The 13,717-nt window shown below is 48.2% G+C and carries 12 protein-coding genes and 1 pseudogene; 11 read left to right on the top strand and 2 right to left on the bottom strand.

The genetic code is table 11. From position 1 onward, the window contains the following. Positions 1–297 precede the first annotated feature (297 nt). The 9 genes from H6F72_RS15040 (at position 298) to H6F72_RS15000 (ending at position 9,439) form a co-directional block, all read left to right on the top strand. Entirely contained in the window at positions 298–2,151 is a 1,854-nt protein-coding gene (locus H6F72_RS15040; protein ID WP_190437066.1) for a phosphodiester glycosidase family protein, read from the top strand. Positions 2,152–2,383: 232 nt separating this feature from the next. Beyond that, a complete protein-coding gene (locus tag H6F72_RS15035) occupies positions 2,384–2,812 on the top strand; it encodes a cupin domain-containing protein (protein WP_190437064.1) in 429 nt (142 codons plus the stop codon). A 128-nt stretch (positions 2,813–2,940) separates the two neighbouring features. Continuing rightward, positions 2,941–3,270, top strand: a complete 330-nt coding sequence (locus H6F72_RS15030; protein ID WP_370527504.1) for a HesB/IscA family protein — start codon at positions 2,941–2,943, stop codon at positions 3,268–3,270. Between the two features lie 206 nt (positions 3,271–3,476). After that, positions 3,477–3,857, top strand: a complete 381-nt coding sequence (gene rpsL, locus H6F72_RS15025) for a 30S ribosomal protein S12 (RefSeq protein WP_190437061.1) — start codon at positions 3,477–3,479, stop codon at positions 3,855–3,857. 250 nt (positions 3,858–4,107) lie between these two features. Then, positions 4,108–4,578: a 30S ribosomal protein S7 gene (rpsG, locus tag H6F72_RS15020; protein ID WP_190437058.1), complete on the top strand. Its 471-nt coding sequence runs from the start codon at positions 4,108–4,110 to the stop codon at positions 4,576–4,578. An 84-nt stretch (positions 4,579–4,662) separates the two neighbouring features. Beyond that, a complete protein-coding gene (gene fusA / locus H6F72_RS15015) occupies positions 4,663–6,786 on the top strand; it encodes an elongation factor G (RefSeq protein ID WP_190437055.1) in 2,124 nt (707 codons plus the stop codon). A gap of 23 nt (positions 6,787–6,809) precedes the next feature. Further along, positions 6,810–8,039, top strand: coding sequence for an elongation factor Tu (gene tuf / locus H6F72_RS15010; RefSeq protein ID WP_190437052.1), 1,230 nt, complete (start codon positions 6,810–6,812; stop codon positions 8,037–8,039). Positions 8,040–8,191: 152 nt separating this feature from the next. Then, positions 8,192–8,500 (top strand): 30S ribosomal protein S10, encoded by a 309-nt coding sequence (gene rpsJ, locus H6F72_RS15005; protein ID WP_370527507.1) that lies wholly within the window; start codon positions 8,192–8,194, stop codon positions 8,498–8,500. 285 nt (positions 8,501–8,785) lie between these two features. Further along, positions 8,786–9,439 (top strand): LON peptidase substrate-binding domain-containing protein, encoded by a 654-nt coding sequence (locus H6F72_RS15000; RefSeq protein WP_190437046.1) that lies wholly within the window; start codon positions 8,786–8,788, stop codon positions 9,437–9,439. Between the two features lie 90 nt (positions 9,440–9,529). Here H6F72_RS15000 and cofG read toward each other — a convergent pair whose 3' ends face one another. Beyond that, on the bottom strand, positions 9,530–10,522 hold the full coding sequence (gene cofG / locus H6F72_RS14995) for a 7,8-didemethyl-8-hydroxy-5-deazariboflavin synthase subunit CofG (RefSeq protein ID WP_190437044.1): 993 nt from the start codon (positions 10,520–10,522) through the stop codon (positions 9,530–9,532). A gap of 81 nt (positions 10,523–10,603) precedes the next feature. Continuing rightward, positions 10,604–11,320 carry a LuxR C-terminal-related transcriptional regulator gene (locus H6F72_RS14990; RefSeq protein WP_190437042.1) on the bottom strand — a complete coding sequence of 239 codons (717 nt, stop codon included), beginning with the start codon at positions 11,318–11,320 and terminating at the stop codon, positions 10,604–10,606. 444 nt (positions 11,321–11,764) lie between these two features. Here H6F72_RS14990 and H6F72_RS14985 point away from each other — a divergent pair, with 444 nt between their 5' ends. Together H6F72_RS14985 and H6F72_RS14980 are read left to right on the top strand one after the other, a co-directional pair. Beyond that, a complete protein-coding gene (locus H6F72_RS14985; protein ID WP_242016954.1) occupies positions 11,765–12,886 on the top strand; it encodes a hypothetical protein in 1,122 nt (373 codons plus the stop codon). Positions 12,887–13,052: 166 nt separating this feature from the next. Beyond that, positions 13,053–13,717: pseudogene (locus H6F72_RS14980) on the top strand (photosystem II q(b) protein); the annotation flags it as partial.

Here is a 13,717-nt window from a genome sequence, read left to right as displayed (position 1 = left end):
TGATAGAGGGACTCAGGTGTCTGCTGATTTGAGTAAGAACTCAGTCATCCTTACGGAAAATCAAGAAGTAAAAATTTAAGGATCAAAAAACTGTGAACTTCGGGATCGCCCTCTAAAATTCAGTCGTTGAAGTCAGAATTTGTCTCGGCAGTGCTCGTTTAACTCAGGATTTCTCAAATCATCGTGCTTAACGCTAAAACCTTCGCTCAGCGGTTGCTCGCCAAACCTGCTCCTCGGTCCCTCCATCTTCCTTCAAGATTTTTACTTTCACCCCTACTAGCGTTGTGCTACCTCCTAATGGGTGCCTTTGTGGACAGAGTAGAGAGTGGAGCTGTACCCTCTGCGATCGCTCAACTCAGTCAAGCAACTCCGGTGACTCCGCGATCGCCCAGTACCTCACCAACCTCTTCATCTGCCCAATTGTTACAGCAGGGAACCCAAATTTCTCTCAATGGTCGCATTTGGCCCGTTGCTTGGGGGCAGTGGCAATCTAATAGTAATCAAATTCGTACAGGAATTAGTGACACAGGCTTACTGCGTACAACTGGGGTGGATTTGTTAAACACCAATGACCCTCTACAACAGCCCGTGCAGTGGTACTCTAGCCCCACTTCGAGCTCACTCAACTTAGCCGTCCGTCACAGTCAGCAATATCGCTATTTAGATATTACGGAGCTAGCAACTCGCACTGGTTGGCAAGTAAGAACATCGGGCAGTACGCTTCTCATCAATGCCCCCACATCGCAACTGACCTCTATTCGGCAAGGCCGTCAGCCTTGGGGCACTCGCATTGTTGTAGATCTAGACCGTCCTACCCCTTGGCAAGTCGATCAGCAAGGCCAAGCCTTAACTGTAACGCTCAACGCAGCTGCTGAACCAGCTTTAATTCAGCGTTTCCAGCCCAGACCTATACGCCCCACACCTAGCACCACACCATCTCGCCCTATTGCTACTCCCCCAGGAACTCCACCGCGGGCAGGTATTCCTCTAAAACTGGAAGTTGTTCAGAACCAACTAGCATTGCGCCTGGATATTCCGGCGGGTTTGCAACCACAGTTCTCAACTTTATCCCAGCCCAATCGGCTCATTATCGACCTTAGACCCGACGCTATGGTAGAGCGCAATATATTGTGGGCTCCAGGGCTACGCTGGCAACAACAATTTCTTGCGCTGGGTAGCTCTCGTTTTCCTGTGGTTTGGCTCTCGGTGAACTTGCGTCAGCCCGGATTGAAACTAGGGCCAATTTGGAGCAACACCAGTTCTCTCGTCGGCATTGCTCCCCTCGTGCAAACCGCTCAGCGTTGGCAAGTCGCCGCGGCTATTAACGGGGGCTTTTTTAATCGCAAAACCCAGTTACCACTCGGCGCCATTCGGCAAGATGGCCGTTGGGTATCCAGCCCAATTTTGAACCGAGGGGCGATCGCTTGGAATGAGGCAGGAGACGTAAAAATCGATCGCCTGACGCTCCAAGAAACGCTTAGCACTTCCACTCAGCAACGCCTACCCGTTTTGTCAGTCAACAGTGGCTACGTTCAGGCAGGCATTGCTCGCTATACCTCGCTTTGGGGAGCTGCTTACACACCACTGACTGACAACGAAATCATTGTCACGGTTCGCAACAACCAAGTAACCGCTCAACAGCCTGGTGAAGGGGCAAATAAAGGTGTCTTCCCAATCCCTAGTGATGGCTATTTGCTGACCTTACGGGCCAATCGCGCTGCTGCCGGTGTTCTACCCGTTAATACAGCGGTACGACTGGAGGGTGAAACTACACCCGCTGACTTTGACCGCTATACCCAAATTATGGGTGCGGGTCCATTGTTAGTACAAAATCGGCAAATTGTGCTCGATGCTAAAGCAGAAAAGTTCAGCGATGCCTTTGTTAAGGAAAGAGCGGTTCGCAGTGTAATCGGCACGAATGGGGAGGGCACCCTAATGATAGCGGCGGTTCACAATCGAGTCGGAGGGGTGGGTCCAACTTTGGCTGAAGTGGCTCAACTGACCCAACAAATGGGAGCGATCGACGCCCTGAACCTAGATGGTGGCAGTTCTACAACTCTGTATCTGGGTGGTCAAATTCTCAATCGTCCTCCTCAAACCGCCGCTCGGGTTCACAACGGCATTGGAGTATTTATCCAACCCAGACCATAAGTACTTCTAACTACACTTTTTCACAAAAAGTTAAAGCTGCTTTGAAGTTCCCTGGCAGTGAGTAAAGACTTGATGTAAATTTGCCGATTTACCTAACTCATGGGTGACATCAACTAGGCCACATTTGCTATGTTTGCCTTCAGGCCAACCTTGTGGCTTCTAGGATTTGGAGATTTACCCTCTTAATCTTGACTAAAACATCCCTTTCCAGCAGTTCTTAAGGAGAGAAATCGTGGCCCAGCTTCAAGAAGTTCCTCAAGCGTCTACCTTCCCTACAGCTACCCCTGTTACTTCCAAGGGAGTCGCTGCAACAGAATTGCGTCCCTGGGGTTCTTTCACGATCTTAGAAGAGGGCCGAGGCTACAAAATTAAGCGAATCGAGGTAAAGCCAGGACATCGTCTCAGTCTGCAAATGCATCATCATCGCAGTGAGCATTGGATTGTAGTTTCTGGCACCGCTAGGGTCAATTGTGGTGATCAAGAGCTAGTTTTATGCAGCAATCAATCCACCTATGTACCGCAATGTACTAGTCATCGGTTGGAGAACCCTGGGGTAATTCCTTTGGTTTTGATTGAAGTGCAAAACGGTGAGTACCTAGGCGAAGATGACATCGTGCGTTTTCAAGACGATTACGCCCGTACAGCTTCGCAAATCAAGTAGCGTTTTAAGTTCTAAATTGAATTAACTTAAGCAAGCTGGCAGCGTTAGTAGGATACTATTAGCGCTGTAAATTCTCTTTAAAGCACTTACTCAAAACTCACTCAAAAAGTTAGTGAAAAACTCGGTGAATGATGCTCCAGCTCAGTCAAGCCGCAATTAAAGAAATCTTGCGTCTCAAGCAGAAGTGCCGCAAGCCAAATGCCGTATTCCGTTTGGGAGTACAGCCAAGTGGTTGTTCGGGTATGTCCTACACTCTAGAATTTGACGAAGAAGTCGGGCCTAATGACGCGTTGTATGACTGCAACGGCATTCAAGTTGCGATCGCTCGCTCAAGCCTAACCGTTTTAAGCGGCTTAAACTTAGATTACTCCGAAGACCTGATGGGCGGCGGCTTCCGCTTCCACAATCCCAATGCCACTCAAAGCTGTGGTTGTGGTAACTCCTTCTCTGTCAGCTAAACGTTACAATTTGACTTGATAATCGAACTGTTCCCTCAAAACCACTCAAGCACTGATATAGCAGGCAGCTCAGCAACACACGACCGTCGCTTGAGCCTCAAGGATTTGAGATTGTTCACCAAAAAATTGACATTGACTCCATTAACTCGGTAAGATTAGAATTTGTTGTTTGTTGAAGCAGCGAAAGGCCGCGCACGCCATAACTCATGCCCACTATCCAGCAACTCATTCGTAGCGAACGTCAGAAAGTTCAGAAGAAAACCAAATCCCCGGCTCTGAAGAGTTGCCCTCAGCGTCGTGGCGTTTGCACAAGAGTTTACACGACCACTCCTAAGAAGCCCAACTCCGCTCTGCGTAAAGTTGCCAGGGTTCGTCTCACTTCTGGTTTTGAGGTCACAGCCTACATCCCAGGTATCGGTCACAACCTGCAAGAGCACTCTGTAGTAATGATTCGAGGCGGTCGGGTCAAAGATCTGCCCGGTGTGAGATACCACATCATCCGGGGCACCTTGGATACTGCTGGAGTTAAAGACCGCCGTCAAGGTCGCTCCAAGTACGGTACCAAGCGCGCTACTGCTAAAAAGTAAAGCCCAAGCTTGTCATTCGTATCGGTTAACGCTGAAGAAGCAAGTATTAGTAAGTTGCAAGCCTTGCTTGGAAGACTGGGCTATTGCATACGGCCTTAGAGAAGCTTGAAAAGTATCTCGGTCTTTTGGCTTGGCCAATTCTATACAATGGTCGTATTGCTTCTTGCTTTACCGAGCTTGTTTTTGACTGAATAAATCTCGAATTGCATTCAAAATAGTAGTTCCGCAATCTTTTCTCTAAAGGCTCAATATGTCTCGTCGTACTGTTATTCAAAAACGTCCTGTTCCTCCTGATTCTGTATACAACAGTCGCCTAGTCAGCATGATGATGCGGCGGATTATGAAGAGTGGCAAGAAGTCCGTTGCTTCCCACATTGTTTATGATGCTTTCAAAACCATTGAGGAACGGACAGGCTCAGATCCCTTAGAGCTATTTGAAAGAGCAGTACGAAACGCAACTCCTTTAGTTGAAGTAAAAGCTCGCCGAGTAGGTGGAGCAACATACCAAGTCCCTATGGAAGTTCGCTCTGATAGAGGAACTGCTTTAGCTTTACGTTGGTTAAGTCAGTTTGCTCGTCAACGCGCTGGCCGAACTATGGCTGGCAAGCTAGCGAATGAATTAATGGACGCAGCTAACGAGACTGGTAGCGCGATTCGTAAGCGTGAAGAAACTCACCGCATGGCTGAAGCGAATAAGGCTTTCGCCCACTATCGGTACTGATCTCCGAACCCTGGTTTCCGTAACAAAAGTATAGAATTCTAAAAGAAGCGCAAATTTTTTGCGGCAAAGATAAAGGAGGTAGCCGTGTCACGCACCACCCCGCTTGAACGAGTACGCAACATTGGTATTGCTGCCCACATTGATGCGGGCAAAACTACAACAACAGAGCGAATTTTGTTCTACTCCGGTGTAGTTCACAAGATTGGCGAAGTCCATGACGGAACTGCCATCACTGACTGGATGGAGCAAGAGCGGGAGCGGGGCATTACCATCACTGCTGCCGCAATCAGTACTGCTTGGGCCCGTCGCGACCCTAAAAACCCGACTAAAGCCCTGGCGGGCGAGCCTGAATATAAGATCAACATCATTGACACTCCGGGACACGTAGATTTCACGATTGAAGTGGAACGTTCCATGCGGGTGTTAGACGGTGTTATTGCTGTCTTTTGTTCAGTAGGCGGAGTTCAGCCTCAATCTGAAACTGTGTGGCGTCAAGCCGATCGTTACAAAGTCCCTCGAATGGTCTTTGTTAACAAAATGGACCGGACTGGAGCTAATTTCTTCAAGGTTTACGGTCAGATCCGCGATCGTTTGCGTGCCAATGCGGTTCCAGTACAAATCCCCATTGGTACTGAAGAAAACTTCAAGGGTCTCGTAGATTTGGTACGCATGCGTGCTCATATTTACAGAAATGACTTAGGAACTGACATTGAGGAAACTGAAATTCCTGCGGAAGTTCGGGAGCAGGCTGAGGAGTTCCGTCTGAAGCTGATCGAGTCTGTTGCGGAAACCGATGATACCCTCACCGAGAAGTATCTAAATGGTGAAGAGCTAACGGAAGAGGAAATTCGAGCTGCGCTCCGTAAAGGAACGATTGCTGGAATGATTGTTCCGATGCTCTGTGGCTCTGCCTTTAAAAACAAAGGTGTGCAGCAAATGCTGGACGCAGTAATTGATTACCTGCCTGCTCCAGTGGATATCCCTCCTGTTCAGGGAACACTGCCCAATGGCTCAACGGTCGAGCGGGGTCCAAGCGATAGTGAGCCGTTCTCAGCTCTAGCCTTTAAGGTGATGTCCGATAAGTTCGTCGGGCGGCTAACCTTCGTTAGAGTCTACTCAGGTGTCTTGAAGAAGGGCAGCTACATCCTAAACGCCTCCAAAAACAAGAAAGAGCGCGTCTCCCGCCTCATCATCTTGAAAGCCGATGACCGGATTGATGTGGATGAACTGCGTGCTGGTGACTTAGGGGCTATTCCTGGCTTGTCGGATACCTTGACTGGGGACACGCTTTGCGATGAAAATGCTCCTGTAATCCTGGAATCTCTTTACATCCCAGAGCCGGTGATCTCGGTTGCGGTAGAGCCAAAAACCAAGCAAGACATGGAGAAGCTTTCCAAGGCCCTTAAAGCGCTTTCGGAAGAAGATCCAACTTTCCGGGTTAGTATTGACCCTGAAACCAATCAAACCGTGATTGCAGGCATGGGTGAGCTGCACTTAGAAATTCTTGTAGATCGCATGCTACGGGAATTTAAAGTGGAAGCCAATGTAGGTGCTCCCCAAGTCGCTTACCGTGAAACTATACGCAAGGCAGTTAAAGCTGAAGGCAAATTTATCCGCCAAAGTGGTGGTAAGGGTCAGTACGGTCACGTTGTGATTGAACTGCAACCGGGTGAAACAGGCAGCGGCTTTGAGTTTGTCTCTAAGATTGTTGGTGGTACTGTACCTAAAGAGTACATCGCCCCAGCAGAACAGGGCATGAAAGAAGCCTGTGAGTCTGGAATTCTAGCTGGATACCCACTGATTGACGTTAAAGTCACGATGGTAGACGGCTCTTATCACGATGTAGATTCTTCTGAAATGGCTTTTAAGATTGCTGGTTCAATGGCAATTAAGGAAGCTGTGATGAAGGCATCCCCTGTTCTGTTGGAGCCTGTAATGAAGGTTGAGGCTGAGGCTCCTGAGGAATTCCTCGGCTCCGTCATGGGTAACCTTATTTCCCGTCGAGGCCAAATTGAAGGTCAAACAGTTGAACAGGGAATTGCTAAGGTAACCACTAAGGTTCCATTAGCTGAGATGTTTGGATATGCCACGGATATCCGGTCTATGACTCAGGGCCGCGGTACATTTACGATGGAATTTAGCCAGTACGACGAGGTACCTCGCAACGTGGCTGAAACAATCATCGCAAAGAGTAAAGGGAACGCATAATCAGGAAGAGGAACACATAATCCATGGCACGCGCAAAGTTTGAACGGACTAAACCCCACGTTAACATTGGTACCATTGGTCACGTTGACCACGGTAAAACCACTCTAACTGCTGCAATCACTATGACTCTGGCTGCTTTGGGTCAGGCAGCAGCTAGAAATTATGATCAAATCGATGCCGCACCTGAAGAGAAGGCTCGGGGTATTACGATTAACACAGCTCACGTTGAGTATGAGACTGCCAACCGTCACTATGCTCACGTAGACTGTCCTGGCCACGCTGACTATGTCAAAAACATGATCACTGGCGCTGCTCAGATGGACGGTGCCATCCTAGTGGTGTCTGCGGCTGATGGCCCTATGCCTCAAACTCGTGAGCATATTCTGCTCGCGAAGCAGGTAGGTGTTCCAGCAATGGTTGTCTTCTTAAACAAAGAAGACATGGTGGATGATGCAGAACTGCTTGAGTTGGTAGAACTCGAAGTTCGTGAACTCCTCAGCTCCTACGACTTCCCTGGCGATGATATTCCTATCGTTGCTGGTTCAGCGCTGCAAGCAGTAGAAACCATGACTGCTAATCCTAAAACGCAACGAGGTGAAAACCAGTGGGTTGATAAAATTCACCAACTCATGGATGAAGTTGATGCTTACATCCCAACTCCTGAGCGTGAAGTTGATAAGCCCTTCCTGATGGCGGTAGAGGACGTATTCTCCATTACAGGTCGTGGTACAGTCGCAACTGGCCGGATTGAACGCGGAAAAATCAAGGTTGGTGACACCGTTGAATTGGTGGGCATCAAGGACACTCGCAGCACCACTGTAACGGGTATCGAGATGTTCAAGAAGAGCCTTGAAGAAGGGATGGCAGGAGACAACGCGGGTCTACTACTGCGTGGTATTCAGAAAGCTGATATTGAGCGGGGCATGGTAATTGCTCAGCCCAAGTCCATCACTCCTCACACTCAGTTTGAGTCTGAAGTGTATGTTTTGAAGAAAGAAGAAGGTGGTCGTCACACTCCTTTCTTCCCTGGCTACCGTCCTCAGTTCTATGTTCGTACCACTGATGTAACTGGCACCATCACCACCTTTACTTCCGATGACGGTAGTGAAGCTGAAATGATCATGCCTGGCGATCGCATCAAGATGACTGTAGAACTGATCAACCCGATCGCGATTGAGCAAGGTATGCGCTTTGCTATTCGTGAAGGTGGTCGTACTATCGGTGCGGGTGTCGTTTCTAAGATCCTCAAGTAACTCTCTGTTATTGATGATCTAGGAGCAGAAAAGAAGTGCCATTTCGGTATTGTGCTTTTCTGCTCCCGCTTTTTTGGCATAGCACTCTGCTATACAGACTATTTTTCAGACCGTAGAACCTCGACAATTCGAATAAATCTAAAATGGCAACTATTCAGCAGCAAAAAATCCGTATCCGCCTCAAAGCTTTTGACCGTCGCCTCTTGGACACTTCTTGCGAAAAGATTGTTGATACTGCAAATCGCACAAACGCTACAGCAGTTGGACCGATTCCTTTACCAACTAAGCGGAGAATTTATTGCCTCCTGCGATCGCCTCACGTAGACAAAGACTCCCGAGAGCACTTTGAGACTCGGACACATCACCGCATCATTGACATTCACCAGCCTTCTTCAAAAACTATCGATGCTTTGATGAAGCTAGATCTACCAGCTGGTGTTGATATTGAAGTCAAGCTCTAGTAACGCTAGGGAAGTTCTATAGAGGTTGGAAAAACTTGGTCTTGACCTTGCTAGCCTACGCCTCAAAACATTGGGCCAGATCAAATTAGTGTTGGTTTTATCCCCTTAAAGCGTGAGGCATGAGCTTTGAGGGGCTTCTTATTCTTATTAATTTGCCTTTGCGTTCTGAGCAATTTAAGTAAGTTCAAATAATAGGTTTCTACGGAAAACTTTTGGTGGTGCCCTGATGACTCCCTTATATGGGATAGAGTAGAGACAGAAGCACTGTCTCTTAATCTTTAGACAATGGCATCCTCCTCATCAATTGCGGTTCGAGAACTTCCTCTATTTCCCCTGCCAGAAGTAGTTCTGTTTCCCGGTCGGCCTCTCCCTCTGCACATTTTTGAATTCCGTTACCGCATCATGATGAACACGATTCTGGAGGGCGATCGCCGCTTCGGAGTGTTGATGTGGGACCCGGTTGAAGGAAAACCTGCTCTGGTAGGATGCTGTGCTGAAATTCTTCAATTTCAACGCTTGCCTGATGACCGTATGAAGATATGGACATTGGGACAACAACGGTTTCGAGTGTTGGAATATGTCCGAGAAAAGCCTTATCGGGTAGGGCTTGTAGAGTGGATAGAAGACCAGCCTACCGAACAAAACTTACAACCTTTAGCGACTGAAGTTGAGCAATTGCTTCGCGACGTGGTTCATCTTTCAGCCAAGCTGACAGGTCAGGTTATCGAACTACCGGAAAGTATTCCTGATCTACCGCTAGAGCTTTCCCACTGGGTAGCCAGTAATCTATACGGAGTTGCGAGTGAGCAGCAAGCTCTTTTAGAAATGCAAGATACGGTAGCTAGGTTAGAACGGGAAGCAGAAATCCTCACTTCTACGCGAAATCATCTAGCGGCTCGCACTGCATTGAAGGATGTCTTGAAGGATACTCCTAAATAATTGCAGCAAGTTAGGGACGGCGATCGCCAAACCTACTAGATAAATACCAATGCAAGTAGGCTGTTCAGAGATTAGATCTGAGCAGCCGCTTTAATTTGAGTGGACATCGCCAACTTGGGTTTGTAAGGTAGAACGCCACTGCTGCACTAGTGTTTGCAATCGCTTTGGTAGCCAATGATCATACTTAGGATAAACCGGCAAGCGAGGTACTAGCTGCCAGCCCTCTCGGGCCAAGATCGCAGTTAAAGTTTCCAATTCTGGATGGGAATAGTCGGGGTTCACTTCATCTCGCGGCCCAATTCCACCTAAATCTCTCGCTCCTGCTGCTAAGCAAGCCAATAGTAAGTCTGGTTGCTGCACTAGATTAGGAGGGATTTGTAAAGTAATGCCGTCAGGTAAAATCTGCCGAGCTGTCGCAATTACCTCGACCAGTTCTTCTGCGGCGAAGGTAGCTCCCTGCCAAACTTGGCTTTGGCCTGGGCTATGAGGTTGCAAAATTACTTCTTGAATATGTCCCCAGCGCTCCTGTAGCTGTGCGATCGCTTCTAGGGTTGCCCAGCGATCGCCTGGAGTTTCACCAATGCCTAATAATAATCCTGTTGTGAAAGGGATTTGCAGTTCCCCTGCCCAAGCCAACTGTTGCAGTCGCAGTTGAGGAACTTTACTAGGAGCATGGCGATGTACGGTTTCTAATAACTTTGGGGTAACTTGCTCTAGCATCAACCCCATAGAAACATTTACAGCCTTTAGCTGCGACATCTCCTCAAAAGTTAGAGGCCCAACATTAGTATGAGGCAGTAGTCCCAGAGATAAAGCCAATTCCGCTAAATCAGAAATTCGTTGCAGCCAGTCAACTCGCTGCAAACTGCGCGGATGCACTTCACCACTGAGCAGCAAAATTTCAATGGCACCTTGAGAGCGAACTCGCCGCAATTGAGTTTCAGCTTCGCTCAAAGACAACCAAACATCCTCTCCTGGATCAACTCGAAAATTGCAGTAGGCGCAACGATTAAAGCACTCATAAGTGGGTACTAAAGTGTAAGCAGGACTATAAGTAACGGTGGCTGTTGTGGGTAGAGGCATAGATTCAGCAGCAAGGACAAGCAACTTAGAAGTCTAGCTGCCCTTGCTGAGTCTTACTCGCTTAGTCTTATAAATCATTGCTTAAAACACTACAACCTGTTCTCGCCCTTGGCAGCTCCGTTTTTTGGCATAAACGTTTTTGACGTGAGTTTTGACCGTGTTCAAGCTGATGCGTAATGTTTTAGCAATTTCTTGATAGCTGTATTCCTGCCGCAGCAGCATCCAAATTTCGGTTTCGCGTTCAGTCAGGTCGTATCTTTTTTGCTCAATCTGTAATTCTTCTCGCAGTACCTCAGTGCAGTTCTCTAAAATCACCAAAATGTACTGAGAATCGTTAGCTGAACTGGCAACGCCATCAGTCGGGTTCACTTGTAGCCAGCTAGCTCGGATGCGAATCAGATGCCCCTGAGGAGTTTGGCGTTCGACAACGAGAGGTTGCTTGGTAGAACTAGCATTTTTTAACAAGCGGTGGCCAATTTCTGAGATCACTAACGGTGGGCTAGCAGGTTGGCGATCGCCTGAAGCTAGAAGTTGGCACAGATGATTAGCTCTCTCGTTTAGATAAAGTGGCTGCATATTACGAGAGAGCACCACTACTCCTTGAGGCAAAGCCTCCAACAGAGTACTCCAGAGCATCTCCAAAACCGATGTGCTAGCTGTAGGCACTTCATCTCTTCGCTCCATAGGGGATTTGAAGGTGCGTCTGGTGAAGATTTGGCTGTTGAGGAAGTAATGATTGAGCGATGCAGTCTTGAGGAATTGAGCCTCTACGGGATTAGAAAGTAGACGGGCTGTCATGGAAGTGTGCCTCAAATCATGCCGCTATTCTGCGTGCTCTAAGAATGAACATGCAATGAGCAGCTAGTAGGCAGCACCAGAATCCTGAAGTGCAACTAACCACGCTGAAGTGAGGTGAACCAGGGTGAAGTGAGGTGAAGTTTTCCGTTACAATTCCTTTCTCGATAGAGAAATTGCGGAATAATAGTGTCAATTAAGCAAAAAAATTGGAGCCGCACTAGATTTGTCAGCGGCTTACCTCAGCTATAACAGCGCCTAGGGCAACCTTGAGCTGTTATCCCCTAAGCGCAGGAAGTAACTACTAAACCTTTTTTGGCTTTCCTGTAGTCTAGATTTTCAACTGAATTGCCTTTTCAAGACTCACTCGTTAGGGTGCTCTTTTGTTTAAGCCCTATCCTGCAAGCGCTGAATCCTTTAAAACTCTGCCGACTCAGGTATTGCTGAATGATTAACTTTGATAGCCGCTCTAAACTGATTGCTGAGGGACGCAGTGTAGACAAAACTGTTTCCTCCCTAAAACCTGAATTATTAGACCAATGGTTTCCGGTACAACAGCAGCAACATTATGTTTCCCAATGGATGGGAATCGGTCGAGTTGGGTTAACAAAGCGACGGGCTGAGTGCTTGGTGCAGTTATGGGCTTATCTATTTCTCAAACAACAATTTCAGTTGGGGCAGATGCCTAAAGCTTCCTTAACTGCCTTAGGGAGTTTAGAAGGGCTAGTACCTTGCACTCACCGTGAGGCAGCTGAACTGTTTTACAGCAAAACAGAACGAGGGAGCGATCGCGCGGCTGGCATGATGATCGATCGCCTAGCAGCTTTAGGTCTGATAGAAAAAAAGTTTGATGGTCACACCATCTGCATTGGCATTCGGCCCTTACCATCACCTCCACCACCAAAAGACCCAAGCTTGCCCGAGGTTTTACCAGACGCCTTTAACCCCAGAACCGATACGATTCCTATTGCCAACTTATTGGCGCGTAACTACTCGTGGATGGACAAAGACCCTTCCGCGATCGCACCTCAGAAAATTGCCAAAATTTTGCGGTGTTGGGCTCAACAATATCCTAAGGGGATGCGGGTGCTGCGCCGATGTGACAACTTGACTGCCGTTGGGATTAACATCCTATTTCCCGTCGCGAGTGAATCTGAAGTTAATTTTTTCTTGCCACCCACTAAGAGCCTTTACCTCACGACCAGCACTGAAGTTGACCCATTTAAGATTGCTACTCCAGGAGATCCAGACTGCACCTCTATTTTTGTCCGCTCTTGGATGATTGATCCGCCTTACATGCAGCGGCAACAGATGTATCAATTCTTGGAAGATGGCCGACAGACCTTAGTGGCCATGCAGGAAGACTTCCCCAACTTATGCGACATTTACGCACTTGCGATTCATCCTATTTACGAAGAGTTACAGCCAGCGATCGGATTTCATAAGACTTGTCAAGCACCTCAAAGCCTTCTGTACTGGACTTATCAACCAGTTGATCGGTACTTAGCTTTAGACCTGAAGCAAGCAGTTGCCAACTTAAAGCTGGATCTTTTCCCCAGCGATCGCTAAAACAAGAGGTGCCAATCAAACGGAGGTATTTGTAAATAAAAGTTAAATATCCAGCAATTAATACTCATAAACTGCTTTACAAAATTAAATAGATCGTCTAACCTAAGACTTAAGTGGAGTAAACATCCACGCATCATTTTGTAGTTCATTAAGCACTCATCCAGACATGACTACCACTCTACAGAGACGCGAAAGCGCCAACCTGTGGGAGCAGTTCTGTAACTGGGTCACCAGCACCGACAACCGCCTTTATGTAGGCTGGTTCGGCGTCCTGATGATCCCCACCCTGCTCTCCGCCACCATCTGCTTCATCATCGCCTTCATCGCGGCTCCTCCCGTTGATATCGATGGCATCCGTGAGCCCGTCGCTGGCTCCCTCATCTACGGCAACAACATCATCTCTGGTGCTGTCGTCCCCTCCTCCAACGCGATCGGCCTCCACTTCTACCCCATCTGGGAAGCGGCTTCCCTCGATGAGTGGCTCTACAACGGTGGCCCTTACCAGTTGGTGATTTTCCACTTCCTCATTGGCGTCTTCTGCTACATGGGTCGTGAGTGGGAACTTTCCTACCGCCTCGGCATGCGTCCTTGGATCTGCGTCGCTTACTCTGCGCCTGTCGCAGCCGCAACCGCAGTGTTCCTCATCTACCCCATCGGCCAAGGTTCCTTCTCCGACGGCATGCCCCTCGGAATCTCCGGTACCTTCAACTTCATGTTGGTGTTCCAAGCTGAGCACAACATCTTGATGCACCCCTTCCACCAACTCGGTGTGGCAGGTGTATTCGGGGGTAGCTTGTTCTCCGCGATGCACGGTTCCTTGGTGACCTCCTC

The organism is Trichocoleus sp. FACHB-46 (genome assembly GCF_014695385.1).
Classification (GTDB): domain Bacteria; phylum Cyanobacteriota; class Cyanobacteriia; order FACHB-46; family FACHB-46; genus Trichocoleus.
Note: the sequence above shows the minus strand (reverse complement) of the source record. Positions and strands in the feature narration are given on the sequence as shown.